This window comes from Pseudomonas sp. lyk4-TYG-107 (genome assembly GCF_030209055.1).
Taxonomy (GTDB): domain Bacteria; phylum Pseudomonadota; class Gammaproteobacteria; order Pseudomonadales; family Pseudomonadaceae; genus Aquipseudomonas; species Aquipseudomonas putida_A.
This window is the reverse complement of the sequence record NZ_JARVST010000019.1, coordinates 370,335-396,434: the sequence shown is the minus strand read 5'-3', so window position 1 is coordinate 396,434 and position 26,100 is coordinate 370,335. Positions and strand designations below refer to the sequence as shown.

Here is a 26,100-nt window from a genome sequence, read left to right as displayed (position 1 = left end):
TGCCATCGAACCGGGAAAAGTTCGATGGCACCCTGAAAAAATCCCGATTGCCGCTGCCACTGATCTTTTTCCGTTTGCACGCGACGGGGCAGAGCTGGTATCTGTACGCATAACCAGTATTCGCTCGCCATGGCCCTGAATTCCCGTGACTGCCAACCCGCTCGACGATCCGTTCTATTACCTCAACAACTTCCGGCAAGTGCTTGATTGGCTTGAACTTCGCTATGCCGATGTGATGAGCGAATCCGAGCACGGCTTTATTCGCGACTTCAAGGCCTTGCCACGCGCTTCGCAGGGTTTGCTGGTGCGCATGATAATGCGCAAGGGCGTGCATTTCCGCCTCGGCAAACTCAACTACCCGGAAATCGGGGACATCAGCGCTGCCGCGCAGCCGTTGTTGCGTCACGGCTGGCTCGACGATCAGGCTTTATTGAGCGTGCCCGAAGTGTTCGACGTGTTGCTCAAGGCTGAACTGCTGCAGGCGTTCGGCAGCTTTATCGAGCAACCCAAGGGCCGCAAGGACGACTGGCTGCCGCCGCTCGCCGAGCAATTCAGCGAGTCGCGCAGCCTCTGCGATTGGGCACCGACGCTCGGCGACCGCTTGCTCAGCCTGACCATCATGGACTTGTGCGACCGCCTGCGTCTGATGTTCTTCGGCAACCTGTATCAGGACTGGTCGGAATTCGTCCTCGCCGACCTCGGCATCTTTACCTACGAAAAAGTCGAGTTCTGCGCTGACTCCCGTGGCCTGCGCAGCCGTGAAGACGTTGACGCCTGCCTGTTCCTGCATCAGTGTCAACAGCGTTTCGAAGCCGGTGAACCGTTGGAGCCCATTGTCGAGCAGGTCAGCGCGCTGCAGTTCGACAACCCGTGGCTGCAACGGCGGCGTGGCAAGGTGCTGTTCCAGATCGGCCAGTATTGCGAGCGCGTCGCCGAGTTCGCCCTGGCGTTGAGCATTTACCGCGATTGCACCTACCCCGGCGCCCGTCAGCGAATGATCCGCGTGCTGGAGCGCTGCGGCGAATACGCACTGGCGCTGGAGCTTGCCACTCTCGCCGAACAGGCGCCGGAAAGCGCCGCCGAACAGCAAAGCCTGCAACGGATGCTGCCACGGCTGCGGCGCAAACTCGGCGGGCCGCCGCTCAAACGGGCAACGCCACGCCCGGTCGAGCGCCTCGATCTGCAACTGCCGCGCACTGATCCGGGATTGTCTGTGGAGTTTTACGTGCAGGCGCATTTGCACGAAGACAGCGGCCCGGTGCATTACGTCGAGAACAGCCTGATCAACTCGCTGTTCGGCCTGCTCTGCTGGCCGGCGATTTTTGCGCCGTTGCCGGGAGCGTTCTTTCATCCGTTCCAGCGCGGGCCGGTGGATCTGCTCAACGAAGACTTTCAGCAACGCCGCGCCGAACTGTTCCAGGCCTGCCTCGACCAGCTCGACGACGGCCGTTACGCCGCAACCATTCGTGAGCGTTTCGCCGCCAAATGGGGCGTGCAGTCGCCGTTCGTGTTCTGGGGCGCGTTGAATGAGCAATTGCTCGAGCAGGCCCTGGAGTGCTTGCCGGCGGAACACCTCAAGCATTGGTTCAATCGCCTGCTGCTCGACATCAAGGCCAACCGCGCTGGCATGCCCGACCTCATCCAGTTCTGGCCGCAGCACAAGACCTACCGGATGATCGAGGTCAAAGGCCCCGGTGACCGCTTGCAGGACAACCAGCTGCGCTGGCTGGAATTTTGCCACCAACACCAGATGCCGGTCGCCGTGTGCTACGTGCAATGGGCGGAGCAGAGCGCTTGAGCTACAGCATTGCCGTCCGTGCCCTATGCGAGTTCACCGCCAAGACCGGCGACCTCGACCTGCGTTTTACCCCTTCGCCGACAGCCCTCGAAGGCATGCTCGGGCACCGCACCGTGGCCTCGCGGCGCAGCGACAAATACCAGAGCGAAGTGGCGCTGGAAGGTGAGTTTCTGCAATTGAAAGTCAGGGGCAGGGCGGACGGCTATGACCCGGCGCAGAACTGTCTGGAAGAAGTCAAAACCTATCGCGGTGACCTGAGCAAGCAACCGGCCAACCATCGGCAGTTGCATTGGGCGCAGGCGAAAATCTACGGCTGGCTGATGTGTCGCAAGCTGGAGCTTGCGCAGATCAATCTGGCGCTGGTGTATTTCGACATCGTCAGCGAAAAGGAAACCTGTCTGGTCGAGTCCTTCAATGCTCCAGCCTTGCAGGATTTTTTCGAACAGCAATGCCGGTTGTTCCTGAACTGGGCCGAGCAGGAAATGGCCCATCGCGAGGCGCGCAATCTGGCCGCGCAGCAATTGAGCTTTCCCCACGCCGACTTTCGCCCCGGCCAGCGGCATCTGGCTGAATCGGTGTTCAAAGCGGTCAGCACCGGCCGCTGCCTGATGGCCCAGGCGCCCACCGGCATCGGCAAAACCCTCGGCACGCTGTTCCCGATGCTCAAGGCACTGGCGCCGCAGCAACTGGACAAGGTGTTCTTTCTGACCGCCAAGACCCCGGGGCGCAAACTGGCGCTGGATGCCAGTCAGGTGTTGTTCGATCAGTCTGAACGCTTGCCGCTGCGGGTGCTGGAGATGGTCGCCCGCGACAAGGCTTGCGAACACCCGGACAAAGCCTGTCACGGTGAGTCCTGCCCGTTGGCCCAGGGCTTTTATGATCGGCTGCCCGCCGCCCGCCAAGCGGCCAGCCGGATCAATCTGCTGGATCAGGCGTCGATGCGCGAAGTGGCCCGTGAGCACACGGTGTGCCCGTATTACCTGAGCCAGGAAATGGCCCGCTGGGCCGACGTGGTGGTGGCGGACTACAACTATTACTTCGATTTCAGCGCGCTGCTGTTCGGTCTGGCCCAGCTCAATCAGTGGAAAGTCGCGGTGCTGGCCGATGAAGCGCACAACCTGGTCGAACGCGGGCGCTCGATGTACAGCGCCAGTCTCGATCAGGCCACGCTGGCCAGTGTGCGCAAGACGGCCCCCGAGGTGCTGAAAAAATCCCTGCAACGGGTCAACCGCGAGTGGGACGCGCTGCATCAGCCGCAACTGGCGCCCTATCAAGCCTACGACAAGGCCCCGGAAAAACTGCTGCAAGCGGTGTCCCTGTGCAGCGCGGCCATTGGTGATTACCTCAATGATCATCCGCAGGGACTCGACAGCGCGCTGCAAACCTTCTATTTCGACATGCTGCAGTTCGGCCGGGTGGCGGAACTGTTCGACGAGCATTACCTGTTCGACATCAGCAAGCGCGACCTCGAGCGCAAGCGGCCGCTGTCGCAGTTGTGCCTGCGCAACGTGGTGCCGGCGGCGTTCATCGGCCCGCGCCTGAAAGCGGCGCGCAGCAGCGTGTTGTTCTCGGCGACGCTGAGCCCGCGACGCTATTACGCCGATCTGCTCGGCACGCCCGCCGACACGGTATGCATAGACGTCGAATCACCGTTCAGCGCCGAACAGTTGCAAGTGCAGATCGTCAGCCGCATTTCGACGCGCTTCAATCATCGCCAGGCGTCGCTGGAACCGATCGTCGAGCTGATCGCCCGCCAGTTCAGCGAGCGCCCGGGCAATTACCTGGCGTTCTTCAGCAGCTTCGATTACCTGCAACAAGTGCTGACGCTGCTTGCCGAACGCCATCCGCAGATCAATCTGTGGCAGCAGTCCCGGGGCATGGCCGAAGGGCAGCGGCAGGCCTTTCTCGATCAGTTCACCGCCGACAGCCAGGGCATCGGCTTCGCCGTGTTGGGCGGAGCGTTCGGCGAGGGCATCGACCTGCCCGGAGCACGGCTGATCGGCGCGTTCATTGCGACCCTGGGGCTGGCCCAGCTCAACCCGGTCAACGAACAGTTGAAACGGCGCATGGCAGCGATTTTCGGCGCCGGTTACGACTACACCTATCTGTATCCGGGCGTGCAGAAAGTGGTGCAGGCCGCCGGGCGGGTGATCCGCACCCGTGAAGATCGTGGCGTGGTGATGCTGATCGATGACCGCTTCGCCGAACCGCGCATTCAGCAACTGCTGCCACGCTGGTGGTCGCTCGGCACCGACTCGTCCTCAATCAACCCATTGATCACGCCGTGAATAGAAGCGCGTTTGCACCTTCCCATGGCGCCGGATTGCCGCATACTTGCGCTAATGAAAACCAGCGGTGAACCTGATGAGTGACAACCCGAGCAAAACTGCCGCGATCGAGGAGATGCGTTTTCGTCTGCTGATCGATGCGGTGGTCGATTATGCGATTTACATGATCGACCCGGACGGCATCATCACCAGCTGGAACTCCGGCGCCAAACGCTTCAAGGGCTACGAAGAGGCGGAGATTCTCGGCGAGCATTTCTCGCGTTTCTATACCGCCGATGATCGTGTGGCGGGCCTGCCGCAACGCGCGCTCGACACGGCTCTGCGCGAAGGACGCTTCGAAGGCGAGGGCTGGCGGGTGCGCAAGGATGGCACCAGCTTCTGGTGCCATGTAGTCATCGATCCGATCATTGATCCCAACGGCAAACTGCTCGGCTATGCCAAGATCACCCGTGACCTGACCGACCGCAAGATGGCTGAGGAAACCCTCAAGCAAAGCGAACAGCAGTTTCGCCTGCTGGTGCAGGGTGTCACCGATTATGCGATCTACATGCTCAGCCCCGAAGGTCGTGTGAGCAACTGGAATCAGGGCGCCCAGCGGATCAAGGGGTACCAGCCGGAAGAAATCATCGGCCAGCATTTTTCGATTTTCTACACCCCGGAAGACCGCGTGGCCGGCGAACCGCAACGGGCGCTGGAGATTGCCACCCGCGAGGGCCGTTTCGAGAACAAGAGCTGGCGCATGCGCAAGGATGGCACGCGGTTTCTGGCCCACGTGGTGGTCGATGCCATTCGCGGCGAAACCGGCACGCTGCTCGGGTTTGCCAAGATCACCCGCGATGTCACCGAAGCCCATGAGTCGCAAGTGGCGCTGGAAAAGACCCGCGAAGCGCTGTTTCAGGCGCAGAAGATGCAGGCCATCGGTCAGCTCAGCGGCGGCATCGCCCATGACTTCAACAATTTGCTGACGGTGATTCTGGGCAATCTGGAGATTCTGCAAAAGCGCATCGGTGACGATCCGAAAAACAGCCGTCTGCTGGAAAACGCCACGCAGGGTGCGTTGCGTGGCGTATCGCTGACCCAACGCATGCTGGCCTTCGCCCGCCGTCAGGAACTCAAGACCGAGCCGGTCGATATTCCGCAACTGGTGCAAGGCATCACCGGACTGTTGCGCAGCTCGATAGGCCCCGGGATTCGCATCGAGACACGCTTTCCCGAGGATCTGCAACCGGTGCTGGCCGACAGCAACCAACTGGAACTGGCGTTGCTCAATCTGGCGACCAACGCCCGCGACGCCATGGTCGACGGTGGCAGCCTGTGCATTACCGCGCAGCCGGAAGTCGTGCTTGAGCAAAGCCATTCGTCAATGGCAGCCGGGCACTATGTGTGCCTGAGCGTGATCGACACGGGCGAGGGCATGGACGAAGCCACGCTGGGTTCGGCCAGGGATCCGTTTTTCACCACCAAGGGCGTGGGCAAGGGCACCGGGCTGGGCCTGTCGATGGTGCATGGCTTTATCGAGCAACTGGGCGGCCGTTTCATTCTCAAGAGCGAAAAAGGCCATGGCACCCGCGCTGAAATGTGGATACCGGTGGCGCTGGCCGGGGAGACGGCAAAAAACCTCTACCCGGCGGTCAAACCGGTGTTGGTGCCGCGCCTCAGCGTGCTGGTGGTGGACGACGATTCGCTGGTGATGACCAGCACCACGCTGCTGCTCGAAGACCTTGGCCATCGCGTGATCAGCGCCACGTCCGGTGCCAAGGCGCTGGCGTTGTTCGAGCAGGGCGAAGTCATTGATCTGATGATCACCGACATGGCCATGCCGCAGATGAGCGGCGCGCAACTGGCGCATGCGGTGCGCCTGCTCAAGCCGGATCTGCCGATCATTCTGGCCACCGGTTACGCTGAACGCCTGGAAGGCTTTGCCGCGCAACTGCCGCGTCTGCCCAAGCCATTCACCCAGCTCAACCTGGTGGAAATCATCGCGCAGTCGATGAAGTGAATCCGCCTGAACTTGTCCGTGGCGAGGGCCTTCTAAAAGGTTTCCCCGCCACGGAGTGCGCGTCCCTTGCCTCGCATACTGACTGAGCCCAGCGCTGAAGAGCACCTGACCGAACACGACGCCAAGATGTTCGGCTCACCCAAGGAACGGCTGGACTTCTATCGCAAGGAAATACAGTACGAAACCAGCATCCTCGCCAACCGCACCGATGCCTATCTCGCGGCGCAGTCGTTTCTGGTGATTGCCTTCGCTTCGTGCATGGCCAACCTCAACCCCGAGTGGGGCAAGCTGTTCACGCTGGTGGTGCCGCCGTTTCTCGCACTGCTCGGGCTGCTCAGTTCGCTCAACGCCTGGCCGGGGATTCGTGCGGCGTACGACATCATCGATCACTGGCACTACAAGCAGAGCGAGTTGTTACGCAGCGAGCCGATCATGGGCATGGCTTACGACGAGTCGCCGCTGTTCAGTGAAATGGAGTCGAGCCACAAGGGCTATCGCAAGTCGCTGTTGTTTTCGGTGCGCACGCCCTGGATCTTCGCCACGTTCTGGATCCTGCTGGGGGCTTATGCAGTGTTCATTCAGGTGACCAACCCCGGGGGCTGAACGCCGCCCAAAGAAAAAGCCCGGACATCGCTGCCGGGCTTTTTCTTGTGTGCTTTATTCGACGGTTTCAAGTTGCCGACGCAATTCCTGCGAGTGATGCGGCGACATCGGAATCGGCGGGAAGTCTTCGTTGAGGACGCACAAGTGATCGATGGCTTCCTCGAACTTCCCATCGGCTTTGCGGCGCATTGCTCGATAGTGCTCAAACTGTTCGAGGTCCAGATTGTCCGCTTCCAGCAGCTCGTAAGCCGCTCGGTTGAGGGCGTGGGCGTCTTCGAACAATTGACGATTGCGTTCCAGGGCCAAAGCCCTGCAAGCCTTGATTTGTGCCGGAGTCGAGCATTCTTTCATGACCGTGACCTTGTTATCCAAAGATTCCTCTTCATGGGCTGCAAGCCGCAGGGGAACCGAACCTGCCGGACCCCGCCGAGTGCATCCAGCGAGGGGTTATGGTTGTGACTGTCGGTTTTGGCCGAGGGATCCATTTATTTTCAGAAAAAACTTCGATGGATTTCCCGATATATTGCCGCCGGAAAAATCAGTTTTTTCGTTTTTGCCGTTGTTCGTAGCGCGCCAGCAGCGGCTGCGTGCTGATGCCATGCAGCAAAATGCTCAATGCCACCACGGACAGGGTGATGTTGGTGCACAACGTCGCGACTGAAGGACTCAGCCCGTGGTTCAAGGCATAAAACAGATAGAACAGGCTGCCGATCCCGCGAATGCCGAACCAGCCGATCAACAGCCGCTGACCACCGTCGAGCAAACTGCCCCATGGCATCAGCGCAACGCAGGCCGGACGCACCACGCAGAACAGCACCGCGCCAATGACCAGTGCGCGCCAGTCCCAATGCGGCACCAGCACCACGCCGAGCAGGGTCACCAGAAACACTTCCATGGCCCGTTCCACCAGACTGCCGAACGAGAGCATGTCGCCCATCATGATCCCGGCCGCGACCTGGCTGCTTTCCAGTCGTTCGGTATCGCCGTGCACCGCGTGCTGCGGTTCGATGTTCTGGTGGCCGACCACCGGTTGCACCAGATGTTCGGCGGGCGGCTGGCTGGCGCCGGTGGATTTGACTTCTTCCTGACGCAAGCCGAGGCCGGCGGCGAATACCGACAGAAAACCATAACCGCCAATCGCATCTGCGCCGACATAAGCCAGAGCAATCAGCGACAGCGCCAGATAATCATTCGGGCTCAGGGTGCTGTCGTCGTTGCGGATGCGCAACGACAGCGTCAACCGACCGATGCCGCGCCCCATCCAGTAACCGGTGAGCAAACCGACCGGCACCGCCCAGAGCAAACCGTGCAGCACCCAATCGGTCAAGGCGCCGGGTTGCGCGTCGGCCTGCAACAGCAGCAAGCCGAGAATCACGAACGGGAACGCGATGCCGTCATTGAGCCCGGCTTCACCGGACAGACCGAAGCGCACGCTGTCGACATCCCGCGCATCGTTGACCTGCACCAGCGCGGCCAGTACCGGGTCGGTCGGCGCCAGCATCGCCCCGATCAGCAGCGACGGCCCCCACGACAGTTGCAGGCCCCAGTGCAGCAACACGCTGACCCCGGCGATGGTCAAGACCATCACCGGGCCCGCCAGCCCGAACGCAATCCGCCAACGCTTGTCGCGCAGGGGCAGACGCAACTTCAGCCCGCAGACAAACAGCGAAAACAGTACCGCCACTTCCGTGAGGTGCTCCATCCATACGGAAGCGTTTTCCAGTGACAGCTTCAGCAGATCCAGACCGCTGGGGCCGATGCCGATCCCCAGCAGCAGGCACACGGCCGAAGTGGTGACCGGCATCCAGCGAAGGTACGACGAGGTCAGCGCGAGGGTCAGCAACACCGCGCCAAGCACCGCGACCCAGATGACAAAGCTCATGTTCGGCCGTCCATCGACGACAGCGTTGACACCGGGTTAACCAACGGTAGTTCGCAAGTACTCGGGCGCGAGCACGTTGAACCACAGCAGAATCATCGACACCAGAATGGTCACCATCACCAACAGGCCGACGCCCCAGACGCAGGCCGAGTACAGCAGGCCCTGTTCTTTGCGCTCATGCATGAACGTCGGCAGGCCGACGAACAGCAGGAACGTCGAATACACCGACGCGGCACCCAGCACCAGAATCGCCAGCCAGCGGCTCGGATAGAGGCCGGCGATCCCGGCGACGAAGAACGGCGTCACGGTATAGGCAGCGAAACCGATGCACTGGTTAAGCGTGGGGCGTGCGTCGAACGTACGTGACATCCAGCGGATGAACCCGCCGATGATCGCGACCCCGGCGACAATCGCCACATACAGCAGAATGCTCAGTTGCAGTGCACTGGCCGTGCTCAAGCGTACGGTCTCGCCGGCTGCCAGACTCCAGCCGACATACGTGGTACCGAGGAACAGACACACGGCGGGAATCAGCGCCAATAGCAACAGATGCGCCAGGTAGTGACGGGGATGGGCCTCTTCCTCGCGGCGGATATCGGTCCAGGCGAAGTTGGGCTGGGTGAAGAGTTTGATGAGAGGGGCGGACATGACGACCTCCTGATCCTGCAGACCGGTTGGGGCTCTTAAAGGTATGGAGGGACGTCATGCCGCCAGGTTCAGTTTTTCTCGCGCCGCTTAGAGCATCGGCTTGCCGCCGGTGACGCCATAGCGCTGACCGGTGATGTAACTGGCCTCGTCGGAAGCCAGCAGCACGTAAATCGGCGCCACTTCCACCGGTTGCCCGGGGCGACCGAGCGGGGTTTCGCTGCCGAAGTTCTGCACTTCTTCATCGGGCATGGTCGAGACGATCAGTGGCGTCCAGATTGGTCCGGGGGCCACGCAGTTCACGCGGATTTCTTTTGGCCCGAGTATCTGTGCCAGTCCGCCGGTGAAGTTGGCGATTGCGCCCTTGGTGGTGGCGTAGGCCAGCAGGGTCGGTTTGGGCATGTCCGAGTTGACCGAGCTGGTGTTGATGATCGACGCGCCGGGGCGCATGTGTTTGATCGCCGCCTGGCACAACCGGAAAATCGCCGTGATGTTGACGTCGAAGGTCATCACCCATTCGTCATCGGGGATTTCTTCGAAGTTTTCGTGGGTCATCTGGAACGCGGCATTGTTGACCAGAATGTCGATGCGTCCGAAGCGTTCGACGGTCTTGTCCACCAGTTCCTGGCAGTGGGCCTTGTGCGCGAGGTCGCCGGACAGCAGCAGGCACTGACGGCCCGCCTGTTCGACCCAGCGCGCGGTCTCTTTGGCGTCGTCATGTTCATTCAGATAGGCCACGACCACGTCAGCGCCTTCACGGGCGAAGGCAATCGCCACCGCGCGGCCAATGCCGCTGTCGGCACCGGTAATCAGCGCGATTTTGCCGGCCAGCCGCCCGGAGCCGACGTAGCTTTGCTCGCCGCAGTCGGGGTACGGCTGCATTTTGCTTTGCGCACCGGGGACGGCTTGGGCTTGTGCGGGGAAGGGTGGTTTTGGGTAATCGGTCATCACAAATCTCCGAGGTTCTCAGGGCAGGTATGGGTGGTTGACCCGGACGGTTTGCCGTGAGTTCGATCGGATTTGCGCTGGTCTTTCAGACTTGGAAATGCAAAACCAATGTGGGAGCGAGCCTGCTCGCGAATGCGGTGTATCAGTCACCCTCTTTGTTGGATGAAAGACCGCATTCGCGAGCAGGCTCGCTCCCACAGGGTTTAGGGTGTTTTCAGGTATTGCGCTGGGTCAGGGCACGCTCCATGCGGCTGATGCCCTCTTCGAGCAACGACCGCGGGCAGCCGAAGTTCAGGCGCACGAATTGTTGGTGCTGATCACCAAAATCCAGCCCCGCGCTCAGACCAACCTTGGCCTGCTCAAGGAAGAACTGCTGCGGATTGTCCAGGTCCAGCGCCGAGCAATCGAGCCACGCCAGATAAGTCCCTTGCGGCACATTGATCGTCACCCCCGGCAAGCGGCTGCGCACCGCATCCACCAGCCAGTCGCGGTTGGCCTGCAGATAGGTTTTCAGTTCGGCCAGCCACGGCGCACCTTCGCTGTAGGCGACGCGGGTGGCTTCCATGCCCAGCGGGTTGACGCTATCGACCATGCCACAACGGGCGTGGTTGACGCGCTCGCGCAGGGCAGCGTCCTGGATGATCATGAACGAGGTTTTGAGGCCGGCGATGTTGTAGGCCTTGCTCGCCGACATCAGGGTGATCGTACGTTTGGCGATTTCCGGGCTGAGGGACGCGGTCGGAATGTGCACGCGGCCGTCGAAGCACAGCTCGGCGTGGATCTCGTCGGAGATGATCCAGGCGTCCTGTGCCGCACAGATGTCGGCCACGGCTTGCAGTTCTTCACGGCCAAACACCTTGCCGATCGGGTTGTGCGGGTTGCTCAGGAGCAGGGCGCCGCCACCGTTCAGCGATTCGCGCAGGGTCTCCAGCGGCGTGGCGTAGCTGCCATCGGCCTGAGTTATGAATTCCAGCTCGACCTTGTTCAGCCCCCAATGCCCCGGCGCATGCCGCAGCGGCGGGTAGTTCGGCACTTGCACCACGACGTTCTGCTGCGGCTGCACCAGCGCTTTCAAAGCCATGTTGAAACCGGATTCAACGCCCGGCAGGAAGATCAGCTCCTGCGGTTTGACCTTCCAGGCGAACTTGTCCCACAGGTCGGCGACGATGGCTTCACGCAAGTTGTCCTGCGCCACGCTGTAACCCACCAGTGGGTGCAACAGACGCTGCTGCAACGCCTCGATGATCACCGGTGGCGCGGCGAAATCCATATCAGCGACCCACATCGGCAACACATCGGCCGGGTAGCGGCTCCACTTGGTGCTGCCGGTGTTGTGGCGGTCGAATAGCTGATCAAAATCGAAAGTCATGCGCGGTCTCGTGAAGGCGGGTTGTTCATGGGCGCCATGATAAACCCATGACACTCGGCGATACACAAAACCTGTGGGAGCGAGCCTGCTCGCGAAGGCGGTGTGTCAGTCAATATTTGTCTCAACTGACAGGGCCTCTTCGCGAGCAGGCTCGCTCCCACAGGTTTTCCAGGGCATGACCGATTGTCGCCGACGGTCGGTTTTCACACAGAGTGTGTGGTCATTGTCTACAGTGAAAAAGCCGGCAGGCATTCTGCCGTAACCGTGTTTGTCCAGAAAAAGCCCGGCTCAAGTACCGGGTTCCACCTGATCAGGAGTGCACGATGGATCTCAGCCGTCGTCAATTCTTCAAGGTCGCCGGTATCGGCCTTGCAGGCTCTAGCCTGGGCGCGTTGGGCATGGCCCCGACGCTGGCCTTCGCCGAGCAGGTGCGTCACTTCAAGCTTGCCCACACCCATGAAACCCGCAACACCTGCCCGTATTGCTCGGTCGGTTGCGGGTTGATCATGTACAGCCAGGGCGATGCCGCGAAGAACGTCGCGCAAAACATCATTCACATCGAGGGCGACGCCGACCACCCGGTCAACCGCGGCACCCTGTGCCCGAAAGGCGCGGGCCTGCTGGACTTCATTCACAGCCCGGGCCGCTTGCTGTATCCGCAAATGCGCAAGCCCGGCAGCAGCGAATGGACCCGGATCAGCTGGGATGAAGCACTGGATCGCATCGCCGACCTGATGAAGGCCGACCGCGACGCCAACTTCATCGAGAAAAATTCCACCGGGCAAACGGTGAATCGCTGGCTGACCACCGGGTTCCTCGCCGCGTCGGCCGCGTCCAACGAAGCCGGTTACATCACCCAGAAGGTGATTCGCAGTCTTGGCATGCTGGGGTTCGATAACCAGGCGCGTGTCTGACACGGCCCGACGGTGGCAAGTCTTGCCCCGACGTACGGCCGTGGAGCCATGACCAACACCTGGACCGATATCGCCAACGCGAATCTGATCCTGGTGATGGGTGGCAACGCAGCAGAAGCGCATCCGTGCGGCTTCAAATGGGTGACCGAGGCCAAGGCGCACAACGCTGCCCGGCTGATCGTGGTCGACCCGCGTTTTACCCGGACCGCTTCGGTGGCCGACTATTACGCGCCGATCCGCACCGGTACCGACATCGCCTTCATGGGCGGATTGATCAATTACCTGCTGACTCAGGACAAGATCCAGCACGAATACGTGCGCAACTACACCGACGTCTCGTTCATCGTCAAAGCCGGCTATGGCTTTGAAGACGGCATCTTCAGCGGCTACGACGCGGCCAAACGCAGCTACACCGACAAATCCGGCTGGGGTTACGAGTTGGGTGAGGATGGTTTCGTCAAGGTCGACCCGACCCTGCAGGATCCGCAGTGCGTCTATCAATTGATGAAGCAGCATTACAGCCGCTACAACATTGAGCTGGCGAGCCAGATCTGTGGGATGCCGGTCGATGCCATGCAGAAAATCTGGGATGAGATTGCCACGTGCTCCACGCCGGGCAAAACCATGACCATCCTCTATGCACTCGGCTGGACGCAACATTCGATCGGCGCACAGATCATCCGCAGTGCGGCGATGGTGCAACTGCTGCTGGGCAACGTCGGCATGCCGGGCGGCGGGGTCAATGCCTTGCGCGGACACTCGAACATTCAGGGCCTTACCGACCTCGGGTTGTTGTCCAACTCGCTGCCGGGTTATCTGACCCTGGGTGGCGATGCCGAGCAGGACTACAACGCCTTTATCAAAAAACGTACGCAAATGCCGTTGCGTCCGGGGCAGCTGTCCTACTGGCAGAACTACAGCAAATTCCACGTCAGCCTGATGAAGTCCTGGTACGGCGCCAACGCGACGCTGGAGAACAATTGGAATTACGACTACCTGCCGAAACTGGATATCCCGAACTACGACGTCCTGAAGATGTTCGACCTGATGAGCCAGGGCAAGGTCAACGGCTACATGTGCCAGGGCTTCAACCCGATCGCTGCGTTGCCGGACAAGAACCGGGTGATGGCTGCGCTGGCCAAACTCAAATGGCTGGTAGTGATGGATCCGCTGGCCACCGAAACCTCGGAGTTCTGGCAGAACGTCGGGCCATACAACGATGTGAAAAGCGCCGAGATCCAGACCGAAGTGATTCGCCTGCCGACCACCTGCTTTGCCGAGGAGGACGGCTCGCTGGTTAATAGCAGTCGCTGGCTGCAATGGCACTGGAAAGGCGCCGACGGCCCCGGTGAAGCGCAAACCGACATCCGCATCATGAGCGAACTGTTCCTGCGTCTGCGCAAACGTTATCAGGCCGAGGGCGGCAAGTTCCCCGATCCGCTGCTGAACCTGTCGTGGCCGTACAAGATCCCCGACGAGCCATCGCCGGAGGAGCTGGCCAAAGAGATCAACGGCAGCGCCATGGCCGACTTCACCGATGCCAGCGGCGTGGCGGTCAAGGCCGGTTCGCAACTGGCCGGGTTCGGGTTGCTCAAGGACGACGGCAGCACCGCGTCCGGTTGCTGGATCTTCGCCGGCAGCTGGACCGAAGCCGGTAACCAGATGGCCCGGCGTGACAATGCCGACCCGTATGGCATGCATCAGCATCAGGGCTGGGCCTGGGCGTGGCCGGCCAATCGGCGGATTCTCTACAACCGCGCTTCGGCGGACGTCGCGGGCAAACCGTGGGATCCGAAAAAACGCCTCGTATGGTGGAACGGCAAGGCCTGGGGCGGCACCGATGTGCCGGACTACAAGGCCGATGTGCCGCCGGAAGCCGGGATGAACCCGTTCATCATGAACCCGGAAGGCGTGGCGCGGTTCTTCGCCGTCGACAAGATGAACGAAGGGCCATTCCCCGAGCACTACGAGCCGTTCGAAACGCCGATCGGCATCAACCCGCTGCACCCGCAAAACAAGAAAGCCATCAGCAATCCGGCGGCGCGGATCTTCGATTCGGTCTGGGAAAGCCTCGGCGAAGCCAAGGACTTCCCGTACGCCGGCACCAGTTACCGGTTGACCGAGCACTTCCACTTCTGGAGCAAGCATTGCAAGTTGAATGCGATTGCCCAGCCCGAGCAGTTCGTCGAAATCGGCGAAGTGCTGGCGAAGGAGAAGGGCATCGCGGCCGGGGATCGGGTGCGGGTCAGCTGCAAGCGCGGGTTCATCGAGGCGGTGGCGGTGGTGACCAAACGCATCCGGCCGCTGCAGGTCAACGGCCAGGTGGTGCATCAGATCGGCATCCCGCTGCACTGGGGATTCACCGGTCAGACGCGTCACGGTTACCTGACCAACACCCTGGTGCCGTTCCTCGGCGATGGCAACACACAGACCCCGGAATCCAAGTCATTCCTGGTCAACGTGGAGAAACTGTAAATGGCCAGCCAAGACATCATTGCCCGCTCGGCCACCACCACGGTGCCGCCCTCGGTGAGGAATCAGCAGGAAGTCGCCAAGCTGATCGACACCACCAAATGCATTGGCTGCAAAGCCTGCCAGGTCGCCTGCTCGGAATGGAACGAGCTGCGCGACGAGGTCGGCCACAACCACGGCACCTACGACAACCCGCAGGATCTGAGCGCAGAAACCTGGACCTTGATGCGCTTCACCGAACACGAAACCGACGCCGGCAACCTCGAGTGGCTGATCCGCAAGGACGGCTGCATGCATTGCGCCGAGCCGGGTTGCCTGGCGGCATGTCCGAGTCCCGGGGCGATCATCAAGCATGCCAACGGCATCGTCGATTTCGATCAGGATCACTGCATCGGCTGCGGTTACTGCATCACCGGTTGCCCGTTCAACATTCCGCGCATCTCGCAGAAGGATCACAAGGCCTACAAATGCACCTTGTGTTCCGACCGCGTCGCGGTAGGGCTGGAGCCGGCCTGCGTGAAAACCTGTCCTACCGGCGCCATCGTCTTCGGCACCAAGGAAGACATGAAGGAACACGCCGCCGAACGCATCGTCGACCTGAAAAGCCGGGGCTTCGACAACGCCGGGCTGTATGACCCGGAAGGCGTCGGCGGCACTCACGTGATGTATGTGTTGCACCACGCCGACACGCCGAAGATCTACGCCGGGTTGCCAGATGCGCCGGCCATCAGCCCGCTGGTGGGCTTGTGGAAAGGCATCAGCAAACCGTTGGGCCTGCTGGCGATGGGTGCAGCGGTGCTGGCCGGTTTCTTCCACTATGTGCGCATCGGGCCGAACCGCACCGAGGAGGATGATCATCCGGCGCCACCGGATACTTCGGTGCACGTTGTCGATCCGGCGGTGCACACCTTCGATCCACGCGGGGAGAACCGGCCATGAGCAACAAGACGATCCTGCGTTACACCGCCAACCAGCGCACCAATCACTGGCTGGTGGCGATTCTGTTCTTCATGGCCGGGCTGTCCGGGCTGGCGTTGTTTCATCCGTCGATGTTCTGGCTGACTAACCTGTTCGGCGGCGGGCCGTGGACGCGGATTCTGCACCCGTTCATGGGCGTGCTGATGTTCGTGTTGTTCCTCGGCCTGGTGTTCCGCTTCTGGCGCGCGAATTTCTTCATCGACAACGACTGGAAGTGGATGCGCCGCATTGATCGGGTGTTGGTCAACGATGAAGAAAGCGTGCCGCCGGTGGGCAAGTACAACGCCGGGCAGAAGATGTTGTTCTGGACTTTACTGCTGTGCATGCTTGGTTTGCTATTCACCGGTCTGGTGATCTGGCGTGCGTATTTCAGTGCTTACTTCGGCATCACCGTGATCCGCTGGGCCATGCTCCTGCATGCGCTGGCCGGGTTTGTGCTGATCCTCAGCATTATCGTGCACATCTACGCCGGGCTGTGGATCAAGGGTTCGGTGGACGCGATGCTGCATGGTTGGGTCAGCCGCGCCTGGGCGAAGAAGCACCATGAACTGTGGTATCGCGACATCACCCGCGATGAACGCAATCCGGACGTGCCGGAGCGACCGATCACCAAAAAGGGCTGACTTTTGGCAACCATTCTTGAACCCGGGGAAATCGAAGCGGCGGCCAGTTCGCCGCCGTTTCTGCACCTGCCGCCGCACAACCTGTTCACTTTGCGCGCCCAGCGCCTGGAGCAATTGGCTCACGGGCATCCGCTGGCCGATTACCTGCGGCTGATCGCCGGATTGTGCCGGGCTCAGCAGCAGGTTTTCGACGATCCACCGCTGACGGCACCGTTTGATCAGCAAAGGATCGAAGCCTGTCAGTTGCATGGTTTGCCGCCGTTTGCTGCCGACACATTGGTGCGCGAGGAGGGCTGGCAGGTTTATCTGGATGCTCTGTTGCAACGCTATGTGCCGCCCGATCAACCCGCCGTAGTCGACGCGCTCGCCACACTGCGCAGCGCCAGTGCCGGCCAGTTGCGTGCGTGGGCGGTGGCGTTGGTCAGCGGTCAATATTCGATGGTGCCGGCACAGTTGGTGCCGTTTCTCGGCGCCGGGTTGCAAGCGGCGTGGAGCCACTGGCTGCTCAGCGCACCGAACCTGCAACTGAAACCCGGCGACAGCCTCAGCCAGTGCCCGGGTTGCGGTTCACCGGCGATGGCCGGGGTGATCCGCCATCGCGGCAAACACAACGGCCTGCGCTATCTGGTGTGTTCGCTGTGCGCCTGCGAATGGCACGTGGTGCGGGTCAAGTGCGTGTATTGCGAGTCGAGTAAAGGCCTCGATTACCTGAGCCTGGAGGACGATCGGCATGCGGCCAATCAGGCGCCGATTCGGGCAGAGGTCTGTCCGAGCTGCAACAGCTACTTGAAATTGCTGTACCTGGAAAACGATGCCGAAGGCGAAGCGCTGTCAGCTGACCTCACCAGCCTGCTGCTCGACATGCGTCTGGCGCAGGACGGTATTCAGCGTCTGGCACCGAATCTGTTGCTGGCGCCGGGAGACGAATGACCAGAGCGTCTACACTCCTGAAAAACCTGTGGGAGGGGGCTTGCTCCCGAAGGAGCCGTGTCAGTCAGATTATTTGTGGCTGACTCACCGCATTCGCGAGCAAGCCCGCTCCCACAATTGGGGGCCGGTGTGCTGTATTTAGACGCGTTGCGTCAGGTCATGCCGGAGAGTCTTGTTTTCGGGAGTGGCTGATGTCTTCGAGTGTTGCCCTGCGGTTGCCTTCCATTGATGGTTTGTTGCGTCACCCGGCCTGTCTGCCGCTGGCCGAGCGTTATGGTCGTGAGGCGTTGCTGAGCGGCTTGCGGCAGTTGCTTGATGAGCTGCGGCTCAGCGTGTTGCAAGGTCAACTGTCTGCCATTGAAATCAGCCCCGAAGTGCTCGCCGGCCGCGTCGGCGAGCGTCTGGCGCAGCAACAGCGCAGCAACGTGCGGCGGGTGTTCAACCTGACCGGCACGGTGCTGCACACCAATCTGGGCCGCGCCTTGCTGCCGGACGAAGCCATCGACGCGGTGCAGATGGCCGCACGTTATCCGCTTAATCTGGAATTCGATCTGGCCAGTGGCAAACGCGGTGATCGCGATGACCTGATCGAAGGCCTGATCCGCGAGCTGACCGGCGCTGAAGCCGTCACCGTGGTCAACAACAATGCCGCTGCGGTGCTCCTGACCCTGAACAGCCTTGGTGCGCGCAAGGAGGGCATCATCTCCCGTGGTGAGCTGATCGAGATTGGCGGCGCGTTCCGCATTCCCGACATCATGGCCCGCGCCGGTGTGCGCCTGCATGAAGTCGGCACCACCAACCGCACCCACACCCGCGACTACGAAGCGGCGATCAGCCCGCGCAGCGGCTTGATCATGCGCGTGCATGCGAGCAACTACAGCATCGAAGGCTTTACCGCCCGGGTGCCCACCGCCGAACTGGCCGAGCTGGCGCATCGGCACGGCTTGCCGCTGCTGGAGGATCTGGGCAGCGGCAGTCTGCTGGACTTGACCCGTTGGGGCCTGCCGGCGGAACCGACGGTACGGCAGGCGCTGCTCGACGGTGCGGACATCGTCACCTTCAGCGGCGACAAATTGCTCGGCGGGCCGCAGGCCGGGTTGATTGTCGGGCGCAAAGAACTGATCGCGAAGATCAAGAAGAATCCGTTGAAGCGCGCCTTGCGGGTCGACAAGTTGACTCTGGCCGCACTGGAAGCGGTGCTGGGCCTGTATCGCGATCCGGATCGCCTCGCCGAACGTCTGCCGAGTTTGCGGCTGTTGACTCGCCCGCAAGCCGAGATCCTCGCCCAGGCTTGCCGTTTGCAACCGGCGATGGCTGAAGTCTTGGGCGAACCGTGGCAGGTCAGCGCCGTGCAGGCCTTGGGCATGATCGGCAGCGGCAGCCAACCGGTGGCGCGGTTGCCGAGTGCGGCGCTGTGCTTACGCCCGCAAGTGTCCAAGCGTTTGCGCGGGCGTTGTCTGCTGAATCTGGAAGCTGCGTTGCGCAATTTGCCGATTCCGGTGCTGGGTCGAATTGACGACGACGCGCTGTGGCTCGATCTACGCCAACTCGACGACGAGCCGACGTGGCTGGCGCAGTTGCCGCAGTTGCAGGTCGAGTCGTGATCGTCGGCACCGCCGGGCACATCGACCACGGCAAGACCTCGCTGCTGCAAGCGCTGACCGGGCAAACCGGCGACCGCCGCCCGCAGGAACGCGAGCGTGGGATGACCATCGACCTCGGTTATCTCTACGCGGAGCTGGAACCCAGTGCCGGGCTGACCGGGTTCATCGATGTACCGGGCCACGAGAAATTCACCCACAACATGCTCGCCGGCGCGCAGGGCATCGATCTGGTGTTGCTGGTGGTGGCGGCGGACGACGGGGTGATGCCGCAAACCCGTGAGCATCTGGCGATTGTGCAGTTGCTGGGCATTCCCCGGGCGCTGGTGGCGATCACCAAATGCGATCGGGTTGAAGCGGGCAGGGTGGAAGAGGTTGAACGTCAGGTACTCGACCTGCTGGAAACCGGGCCGTTTGCCGAAGCACCGATGCTGACGGTGTCGAGCGTGACCGGGCAGGGCGTCGATGAACTGCGCCAGAACTTGCTGCAGGTTCAACGTGAAGTCCATGAGCGCAGCCGCGAAGGTGGTTTTCGCCTGGCCATTGATCGCGCCTTCAGCGTGGCGGGCGCCGGGATCGTGGTGACTGGCACCGCGTTGTCGGGCGCGGTTTGCGTCGGCGATAAACTGGCCCTCGGGCCGTCCGGTAAAGCGGTGCGGGTGCGCGGATTGCACGCGCAGAATCAAGCCGCCGAACAAGCCTTCGCCGGGCAACGGGTGGCGCTGAATATCAGTGGTGACCGGTTGACCCTGGAGCAGATTCATCGCGGCCAATGGCTGCTGGCCGAATGGCTGCACGCACCGACGCAACGGGTCGACATTGAGTTTCAACTGCTGCCCGGCGAGCGCACGTTCGAACATTTTCACCCGGTGCATGTGCATCTCGGCACTCAGGACGTCATCGCCCGTGTGGCGTTGCTCGAAGGTTCGCGTTTGAGCCCCGGTCAGCGCATGTTCGCGCAATTGCTGATCAACGCCCCGGTGCACGCGGTGAAGGGCGATCGCCTGATCCTGCGTGACCACAGCGCGCAACGCACCCTCGGTGGCGGTCAGGTACTCGACCCGTTTGCCCCGGCCCGCCAGCGCCGCAGCCCGGAACGGCTGGCGCAACTGCAGGCCCTGGCCGGCAGCGACAGTCTTGAACAAGCGTTACCACTGCTGCTTGACCACAGCGCTGGCGGCCTCGATCCGCAACGGCTGGAGCGCCAGTTCAATCGTCAGCGTGAAGACTGGGCGCTACCAGCCAACGTGCGCCTGATCGACACCCGCCAGGGACCGGTGCTGTTCAATGTGCAGCGCTGGGGGCAATTGAAGTTCACCCTGTTGGAGCAACTGGCGAAATTGCATGAGCTGGAACCGGACCAGATGGGCCCGGATCGCGACCGCCTGCGACGCTTCAGTGGTCTGGCGCTGGAGCGCTCGACCTTTGTCAGCCTGCTGGAAGAACTGCGCGCTGCTGGGTCGATCAACGCCAGCGGGCCGTGGTTGCATCTGCCGGATCATCAGGTGCGTTTGAGTGCTGAAGACGAAACCCTGTGGCAGCGCATGCAGCCGCTGTTCGAGCAGGCCGGGTTTGATCCGCCGTGGGTACGTGATGTCGCCAACGTGTTGGGCGTGGAGGATGCCGTGGTGCGCCTGCTGTTGCGCAAACTGGCGCGCTTGGGATTGATGCACCAAGTGGTGCGCGACCTGTTTCTGTCTGACGGGCAACTGCGGCGCATGGCCAACATTCTGTTGCAACTGGAGCAGGAAAATCCGTCGATCCAGGTGACAACCTTCCGTGATGCGCTAGGCTTGGGACGCAAACGCTGTATTCAGTACCTGGAATACTTCGACCGCCTCGGCCTGACCCGGCGCATCGGCGAATCCCGGGTGATCCGCCACGACAACGCGCTGGCCAGTGCCGACGCACCCTGAGTTCAAAGGAAGGCAATCGCGCCCGGTGGCGCGGCCGGGCTTCAAACCCGGTTGGGGACGGCATCCGTTCCCGGGCAGGTTCGACTCCGGCTGCCTTCCGCCAATTACGCAATATTCCAAACCTCACCCAATCCCCCCTGTGGGAGCGGGCTTGCTCGCGAATGCGGTAAGTCATTCAACGTCTATGTCGACTGATCCGCCGCTTTCGTGAGCAGGCTCGCTCCCACAGGGGATTGGTTTTCCAGTCGATGGATTCGTAGGGCGACATCGGGCCAGAGGCTGGGTTTAACCACCAGCCATCAGAACCCCAACGGGTACTGAATCACTAAATAAATCCGGTCGATATCATCCCCGGCCTGTGCCTCGTTGGCCCGGTGCGAGACATGCGATAGCTGCACCGACAGGTCCTTCGCCGTGCCCGATTGCACGATGTATTTCAGATCGATATCCCGTTCCCAATGCTTGCCGCCAGCGCCTTGCTGCGGCTGATAGTCGCCAGTCTCGGCATCGAACGGGTTGTACGCGCCGCCCTTGGGCGCGTGAGTGCCGTCGATGTGGTCGCCGGAGACGTAGCGGGTCATGAAGGTCAGGCCAGGGATGCCGAAAGCGCCAAGGTCGAGGTCGTAGCGTGCTTGCCAGGAGCGTTCGCCGGCGCCGTTGAAGTCGGCGTATTTGATCGAGTTGGCGAGGTAGATCGAGTCACCGCCCACGAAATCGAACGGCGTGTCGCCATTTATGCGTTGCCAGCCGAGCATGACCGCGTGCGCGCCGAAACTGTACTTGCCGGACAGGCTGAACGCGGTGTTGTCGATCGCGCCGGCCAGCGCCCGACCGGTATCGCGGGTGTGGTAGAGGTTGGCGTCGAGCAGCAGGCCGGACTGTTTGAAGTGCAGATTGGCGTAGTACTGATGCCAGGTGTCAGTCAGGTCCGAGGCGTAAAGCGATCCACCGACCGGACTGTCGCCGAACAGATCGGCGCCGAGAAAACTGATTCCGCCAGCCTCGGTAGTGGCGCCGTAACCGGAAAAGTCGCCGTGGCTCGAAGAGCTGTCCTGATTCTTGAATGCGGTGAAGTGGCCGGCCGTGAAGTTAACGTTGTCGATTTCACGACTGTTCACTAGCAAACCTGTAGCGTATTCCGGTTGCAGGCGCTTGTCCGAGGTGTCGAACACCGGCGTTTCCACCGTCATTTCGCCAAACGCGAGGGTAGTGCGTGAAGCTTTCAGTTTGAACGCGCCGCCAGCGCTGGAGTAGTTCGGTTCACTACGACCATTGCTGTCGACCGGCAACAGACCCGTGCCGGAATGTCCTTTGCCGCCGTCGAGTTTCAGACCGAGAAAGGCGTGGGCATCGATGCCGAATCCGACAGTGCCTGGCGTGTAGCCAGAGGTGAACGTGCCGATAAAGCCCTGGGCCCATTCCTGTTTATAGTTTTTGCCGGAGGGAGAGGGCGAGCGGTAGTCGTTGCTCAGGAAGAAGTTGCGGCTGAGCACTTCGGTTTTGGCGTCGTCGAAGAAGTCATTGGCCAAAGCACTGTCGCTCGCTGCGCAAAGCAGTGCCAACAACGCAAAGCGTGGTGTTGAGGGAGCCATCGTGAGGGACCGACAATCAGGGAAGGTCTCTGATGATGGGCACGATCATCCGTGCCGGATTGAGCCGATGTGCTGAGTTCAAGGCATACCTGATTCCCTTGTAGGAGTGAGCCTGCTCGCGATAGCGGTCGATCAGTTTAGATCGATGTTAATGACACACCGCTATCGCGAGCAGGCTCACTCCTACAAGGGGTATGCGTTACAGCACGCCGTATTCGCGAGCCGTGCGATCCACGGCGATTCGTGTTTTGTCGACCAATTCATCCAGCTCCGCGCGCGTGGCGATCAATGCGGGGGCCATGATCATCCGGCCCAGCGTCGATCGAATGATCAGGCCTTCCTCAAAACCAATGGTGCGGCAGCGCCAGGCGATGTCGTTCTCGTTGGCGAAACGCTTGCGGGTGGCTTTGTCTTCGGCGAACTGCAATGCCGCCACCAGCCCGACGCCCTGAACCTCACCCACCAGCGGGTGGTTGCCGAACACTTCGCGCAGGCAGGTCTGCAGGTACGGGCCGGTGTCGTTTTTCACCTGAGTGACGACGCCTTCATCGCGCAAGGCCTTGAGGTTGGCGATGGCCACCGCAGCCGCCACCGGGTGACCGGAATAGGTCAGGCCGTGAGCGAACACGCCGCCTTTTTCCACCAGCGCTTCGGCCATACGTCGCGACAGGATCAGCCCGCCCATGGGGATGTAGCCGGAGGTCAGGCCTTTGGCGATCGACAGGGTGTCCGGTTCAAAACCGAAGGCCTGGTGCGCGAACCATTCGCCGGTGCGACCGAAACCGCCAATCACTTCGTCGGCGCACAGCAACACATCATATTGGCGGCAGATACGCTGGATTTCCGGCCAATAGGTGGCGGGCGGAATGATCATGCCGCCAGCGCCCTGGAACGGTTCGGCGACGAAAGCGGCGACCTTGTCGGCGCCCAGTTCGAGGATCTTGTCTTCCAGTTGCCGCGCGGCCTGCAGGCCGAATTCTTCCGGGCTGAGGTTGCCCTCGTGGGCGAACCAGTACGGCTCATCGATGTGCGCGACGTCAGGGATGGTGCCGCCCATTTCGTGCATGAATTTCATGCCGCCCAGCGCCGTCGCAGCCAGGGTCGAGCCGTGGTAGCCGTTCCAGCGGCCGATCATGATTTTCTTTTCGGGCTGGCCCATCACTTGCCAGAACTTGCGCACGGTGCGGATCAGCACTTCGTTGGCTTCCGAGCCGGAGTTGGTGTAGATCGCGTGGCTGTAGTGCTGGGGCAGCAGGCTGAACAACAGCTCGGAGAGCTCGATCACCTGCGGGTGAGTGGTGTGGAAGAACATGTTGTAGTAGGGCAGTTGTTGCAGCTGCGCGGTCGCGGCAGCGGCCAGGTCCTTGCGCCCGTAACCGAGGTTGGTGCACCACAGGCCGGACATGCCGTCCAGGTAGCGATTGCCGTCGTTGTCCCACAACGCCAGGCGATCACCGCTGACCATCACCCGCGGGCCTTCCTCGTTGAGCGCCTTCTGGTCGACGAACGCGTGAATGTGGTGGGCGGCGTCGGCGGCCTGATAATCGCGGGTGCTACGGGTCGGATCGAATTCGGCGGACATGGCGGTTCTCCAGAGAAACGGGGCAAGTGGGTGCGCGTTCATTCCAGCGGTGCACGGCTAATATTTGTCACTTAAAAAAATTTTTGTAAAGAAAATATTTGTCGGTGAAAAAATAAGTCCGTAGGCTGACGCCGATCAGCAAGACAGGACATCAGCACCATGAGCGGGCTCAGAGAACGGCAAAAGGAACAGCGCAGGGAAGTCATCGCGCAGGCAGCGCTGGAGCTGTTCAAGACCAACGGTTTTGCGGTCACCACGCTGGACCAGATCGCGATCCAGGCCGGGGTTTCCGCGCCGACGGTGGTCAATTATTTCGGTGGCAAACAGGAGATTCTGCTGGCCTTGCTCAAACAGCCGGACGAGCAGGCGATGCGCGAGGCGCGGGCCAATCTGGATGACGACAGCGATCCGCTGGAGGCGTTGTGCGAGTTCGAAGGCTTGATGACCGACTATCAACTGCAAGCGATGCCGGCCTCGCTGTGGCGTGAATTGGCACCGTTTCTACTGACCGGTGAGTTGGCGCTGGCGTTGAGCCCGTGGAATGCGGCGGTGATCGAAGAAACCAAGGCGCTGCTCGGGTATTTTCGAGCGCAGGGCAAGGTGCGGGGGTCAGTCGATCTCGATGTGGCGGCGACGTTGTTCAACCAGTACGCGAACATGGCGTTTATCCGTCTGGCGACCGAGCCTGAGCCGGACAGGGCAGCACATGCCGAACACATGCGCGGTGTGCTGGGTTTGATCTGCCATGGCATTTTGAGCAGCGAGTAGTGGTTTTCAGGTTTTCGGCAACCACGGCTGCATCAACTCCAGCATCCCGCGTCCGCCACAGCGCAACCCGGCGGCCATGGTCAGCCACGACAGCTCGGTAATGATCACTTCGCGGGCCTGCAGCAAGCGCACTTCGCCCGCCGTGCCACCGGCCGTTCCGCCATCCGGCATGTACACCGTCATCCAGTCACCGAGACTTTCCACCACCAGACACAAGCGCCAGCCTTGTTCTTCGGCAATCAGGCCAACCTTCGAGCCGTCGGGGTTTTCCATCCCGGCAAAGCGTGTGGTGGTGTCCTTGAACAACTGGTAACCCGGCAGATTGCTCAAGACCTTGTCTACGGTGTTTTCGATCGCTGAAAGTCTCTAGTGACTAGTTGCCAGACACACCGCTTTCGCGAGCAGGCTCGCTCCCACATTGGAATGCAGTTCCCCTGTAAGAGCGGGCTTGCTTGCGAACAGGTCAGCACATTCAGTGAGCAAGGCTAGCTGAAAAAGTTACACGGCTAACGACGGGTCGCCAGGTAGGACTGTCCAAGATCACTGGCCCAACCGTCCAGCACCGCTTTGACGTCATCGGCGGTCAGCACCTGCTTGTCATTTTCCAGCGGCAGCCCGGTGCCCTTGCGCACTACTTCGGCGACCACTTCGCCGGTTGTGCCGTCCTCGAACGAGACTTCGGTGGTGATTTCGCTGTCCTGATCGCGGATGCCGGTGGCGGTGCTCACGCCGGCGGCGACCAGGGTCACCGGTAGCCATTCATAAAAGCGCAGGCCCTGGGTGCTGGCGGCGACGCGGGTGATCGCCGGTCTGATGGTCAGGGTGTTCGGGCCGGGTTGTGGCACCAGGCGCATGACCTTGCCCAGTTCCAGCCTGAGCGCGGCGTCGTAGTAATCGGTGACGCCGGACAGCGTGCTCAGCGGGATCCGCTCGGTCGGCGCGGCGCTCGGGTAGAACTGGCTGGGCGCCAGATAGGCCTGGGTGTAACGCCCCCGCGCCAGCGCCGGGCTGACCCAACCCAGCACCTTCTGCCCAGATGGCGACTGGCGCTCGCTGAGCACGCTGTAATCGTGCAGAAATCCGGTGTACTTCTGCGGTTCGACGGTTTTGCTGCTGCAGGCCGAAAGGCTCAGGGACGCCGTACACAGCACCGACATCAAGCAATGGCTTCTGATCATGCGAATCCTTGTTT

General features: G+C 61.4%; 20 protein-coding genes and 1 tRNA gene. 12 read left to right on the top strand and 9 right to left on the bottom strand.

Features of this window, described 5'->3' with window-relative positions:
• The first annotated feature begins 145 nt into the window (after positions 1 to 145).
• The 4 genes from QRN61_RS17105 to QRN61_RS17090 all read left to right on the top strand — a co-directional run bounded on the left by QRN61_RS17105 (position 146) and on the right by QRN61_RS17090 (position 6,688).
• Positions 146 to 1,798 carry a VRR-NUC domain-containing protein gene (locus QRN61_RS17105; RefSeq protein WP_285374303.1) on the top strand — a complete coding sequence of 551 codons (1,653 nt, stop codon included), beginning with the start codon at positions 146 to 148 and terminating at the stop codon, positions 1,796 to 1,798.
• A complete protein-coding gene (locus QRN61_RS17100) occupies positions 1,795 to 4,086 on the top strand; it encodes an ATP-dependent DNA helicase (RefSeq protein WP_285374302.1) in 2,292 nt (763 codons plus the stop codon). The genes QRN61_RS17105 and QRN61_RS17100 overlap by 4 nt, the downstream gene beginning before the upstream one ends.
• Positions 4,087 to 4,162: 76 nt before the next feature.
• Positions 4,163 to 6,085 (top strand): hybrid sensor histidine kinase/response regulator, encoded by a 1,923-nt coding sequence (locus tag QRN61_RS17095; RefSeq protein ID WP_027612794.1) that lies wholly within the window; start codon positions 4,163 to 4,165, stop codon positions 6,083 to 6,085.
• Between the two features lie 66 nt (positions 6,086 to 6,151).
• Positions 6,152 to 6,688, top strand: a complete 537-nt coding sequence (locus QRN61_RS17090) for a hypothetical protein (protein ID WP_007967008.1) — start codon at positions 6,152 to 6,154, stop codon at positions 6,686 to 6,688.
• Positions 6,689 to 6,742: 54 nt separating this feature from the next.
• Here QRN61_RS17090 and QRN61_RS17085 read toward each other — a convergent pair whose 3' ends face one another.
• The 5 genes from QRN61_RS17085 to QRN61_RS17065 all read right to left on the bottom strand — a co-directional run bounded on the left by QRN61_RS17085 (position 6,743) and on the right by QRN61_RS17065 (position 11,532).
• Positions 6,743 to 7,039, bottom strand: coding sequence for a hypothetical protein (locus QRN61_RS17085; RefSeq protein ID WP_027612795.1), 297 nt, complete (start codon positions 7,037 to 7,039; stop codon positions 6,743 to 6,745).
• A gap of 187 nt (positions 7,040 to 7,226) precedes the next feature.
• Entirely contained in the window at positions 7,227 to 8,570 is a 1,344-nt protein-coding gene (locus QRN61_RS17080; protein ID WP_285374301.1) for a cation:proton antiporter, read from the bottom strand.
• 36 nt (positions 8,571 to 8,606) lie between these two features.
• Positions 8,607 to 9,218 (bottom strand): Yip1 family protein, encoded by a 612-nt coding sequence (locus tag QRN61_RS17075; protein WP_027612797.1) that lies wholly within the window; start codon positions 9,216 to 9,218, stop codon positions 8,607 to 8,609.
• Positions 9,219 to 9,305: 87 nt separating this feature from the next.
• Entirely contained in the window at positions 9,306 to 10,163 is an 858-nt protein-coding gene (locus tag QRN61_RS17070) for a glucose 1-dehydrogenase (protein ID WP_285374300.1), read from the bottom strand.
• Between the two features lie 214 nt (positions 10,164 to 10,377).
• Positions 10,378 to 11,532: a MalY/PatB family protein gene (locus QRN61_RS17065; RefSeq protein WP_285374299.1), complete on the bottom strand. Its 1,155-nt coding sequence runs from the start codon at positions 11,530 to 11,532 to the stop codon at positions 10,378 to 10,380.
• 323 nt (positions 11,533 to 11,855) lie between these two features.
• Here QRN61_RS17065 and fdnG point away from each other — a divergent pair, with 323 nt between their 5' ends.
• The 7 genes from fdnG to QRN61_RS17030 all read left to right on the top strand — a co-directional run bounded on the left by fdnG (position 11,856) and on the right by QRN61_RS17030 (position 21,069).
• The gene (gene fdnG / locus QRN61_RS17060; protein ID WP_285374298.1) at positions 11,856 to 14,921 is read left to right on the top strand and encodes a formate dehydrogenase-N subunit alpha; all 3,066 of its coding nucleotides are present in this window, start codon (positions 11,856 to 11,858) and stop codon (positions 14,919 to 14,921) included.
• On the top strand, positions 14,922 to 15,857 hold the full coding sequence (gene fdxH / locus QRN61_RS17055; protein ID WP_285374297.1) for a formate dehydrogenase subunit beta: 936 nt from the start codon (positions 14,922 to 14,924) through the stop codon (positions 15,855 to 15,857).
• Entirely contained in the window at positions 15,854 to 16,519 is a 666-nt protein-coding gene (locus QRN61_RS17050; RefSeq protein ID WP_103483471.1) for a formate dehydrogenase subunit gamma, read from the top strand. The genes fdxH and QRN61_RS17050 overlap by 4 nt, the downstream gene beginning before the upstream one ends.
• A gap of 3 nt (positions 16,520 to 16,522) precedes the next feature.
• Positions 16,523 to 17,449: a formate dehydrogenase accessory protein FdhE gene (gene fdhE / locus QRN61_RS17045; protein WP_285374296.1), complete on the top strand. Its 927-nt coding sequence runs from the start codon at positions 16,523 to 16,525 to the stop codon at positions 17,447 to 17,449.
• Between the two features lie 191 nt (positions 17,450 to 17,640).
• Entirely contained in the window at positions 17,641 to 19,053 is a 1,413-nt protein-coding gene (gene selA, locus QRN61_RS17040) for an L-seryl-tRNA(Sec) selenium transferase (protein ID WP_115989745.1), read from the top strand.
• Positions 19,050 to 20,966, top strand: coding sequence for a selenocysteine-specific translation elongation factor (selB, locus tag QRN61_RS17035; RefSeq protein WP_285374373.1), 1,917 nt, complete (start codon positions 19,050 to 19,052; stop codon positions 20,964 to 20,966). The genes selA and selB overlap by 4 nt, the downstream gene beginning before the upstream one ends.
• Before the next feature lie 7 nt (positions 20,967 to 20,973).
• Positions 20,974 to 21,069 (top strand) — tRNA-Sec (locus tag QRN61_RS17030).
• A 196-nt stretch (positions 21,070 to 21,265) separates the two neighbouring features.
• Here QRN61_RS17030 and QRN61_RS17025 read toward each other — a convergent pair.
• Both QRN61_RS17025 and QRN61_RS17020 read right to left on the bottom strand, forming a co-directional pair.
• The gene (locus QRN61_RS17025; protein ID WP_115989747.1) at positions 21,266 to 22,558 is read right to left on the bottom strand and encodes an OprD family porin; all 1,293 of its coding nucleotides are present in this window, start codon (positions 22,556 to 22,558) and stop codon (positions 21,266 to 21,268) included.
• A gap of 199 nt (positions 22,559 to 22,757) precedes the next feature.
• Positions 22,758 to 24,140: an aspartate aminotransferase family protein gene (locus QRN61_RS17020; RefSeq protein WP_285374295.1), complete on the bottom strand. Its 1,383-nt coding sequence runs from the start codon at positions 24,138 to 24,140 to the stop codon at positions 22,758 to 22,760.
• A gap of 159 nt (positions 24,141 to 24,299) precedes the next feature.
• Here QRN61_RS17020 and QRN61_RS17015 point away from each other — a divergent pair, with 159 nt between their 5' ends.
• Positions 24,300 to 24,908 carry a TetR/AcrR family transcriptional regulator gene (locus QRN61_RS17015; RefSeq protein WP_285374294.1) on the top strand — a complete coding sequence of 203 codons (609 nt, stop codon included), beginning with the start codon at positions 24,300 to 24,302 and terminating at the stop codon, positions 24,906 to 24,908.
• 6 nt (positions 24,909 to 24,914) lie between these two features.
• On the opposite strand, the gene QRN61_RS17010 is transcribed toward QRN61_RS17015, so the two are convergent.
• Together QRN61_RS17010 and QRN61_RS17005 are read right to left on the bottom strand one after the other, a co-directional pair.
• The gene (locus QRN61_RS17010; RefSeq protein ID WP_285374293.1) at positions 24,915 to 25,238 is read right to left on the bottom strand and encodes a hypothetical protein; all 324 of its coding nucleotides are present in this window, start codon (positions 25,236 to 25,238) and stop codon (positions 24,915 to 24,917) included.
• 176 nt (positions 25,239 to 25,414) lie between these two features.
• The gene (locus QRN61_RS17005) at positions 25,415 to 26,086 is read right to left on the bottom strand and encodes a DUF3313 domain-containing protein (RefSeq protein ID WP_285374292.1); all 672 of its coding nucleotides are present in this window, start codon (positions 26,084 to 26,086) and stop codon (positions 25,415 to 25,417) included.
• Between the last annotated feature and the right edge of the window lie 14 nt (positions 26,087 to 26,100).

Bases quoted from the DNA above. Each gene is read 5' to 3' on its own strand.
- QRN61_RS17095 (WP_027612794.1), top strand. From the start codon at position 4,163: ATGAGTGACAACCCGAGCAAAACTGCCGCGATCGAGGAGATGCGTTTT.
- QRN61_RS17080 (WP_285374301.1), bottom strand. From the start codon at position 8,570: ATGAGCTTTGTCATCTGGGTCGCGGTGCTTGGCGCGGTGTTGCTGACC.
- selA (WP_115989745.1), top strand. From the start codon at position 17,641: ATGTCTTCGAGTGTTGCCCTGCGGTTGCCTTCCATTGATGGTTTGTTG.
- QRN61_RS17015 (WP_285374294.1), top strand. From the start codon at position 24,300: ATGAGCGGGCTCAGAGAACGGCAAAAGGAACAGCGCAGGGAAGTCATC.
- fdxH (WP_285374297.1), top strand. From the start codon at position 14,922: ATGGCCAGCCAAGACATCATTGCCCGCTCGGCCACCACCACGGTGCCG.
- QRN61_RS17085 (WP_027612795.1), bottom strand. From the start codon at position 7,039: ATGAAAGAATGCTCGACTCCGGCACAAATCAAGGCTTGCAGGGCTTTG.
- QRN61_RS17020 (WP_285374295.1), bottom strand. From the start codon at position 24,140: ATGTCCGCCGAATTCGATCCGACCCGTAGCACCCGCGATTATCAGGCC.
- QRN61_RS17005 (WP_285374292.1), bottom strand. From the start codon at position 26,086: ATGATCAGAAGCCATTGCTTGATGTCGGTGCTGTGTACGGCGTCCCTG.
- QRN61_RS17050 (WP_103483471.1), top strand. From the start codon at position 15,854: ATGAGCAACAAGACGATCCTGCGTTACACCGCCAACCAGCGCACCAAT.
- QRN61_RS17065 (WP_285374299.1), bottom strand. From the start codon at position 11,532: ATGACTTTCGATTTTGATCAGCTATTCGACCGCCACAACACCGGCAGC.
- QRN61_RS17075 (WP_027612797.1), bottom strand. From the start codon at position 9,218: ATGTCCGCCCCTCTCATCAAACTCTTCACCCAGCCCAACTTCGCCTGG.
- QRN61_RS17025 (WP_115989747.1), bottom strand. From the start codon at position 22,558: ATGGCTCCCTCAACACCACGCTTTGCGTTGTTGGCACTGCTTTGCGCA.
- QRN61_RS17070 (WP_285374300.1), bottom strand. From the start codon at position 10,163: ATGACCGATTACCCAAAACCACCCTTCCCCGCACAAGCCCAAGCCGTC.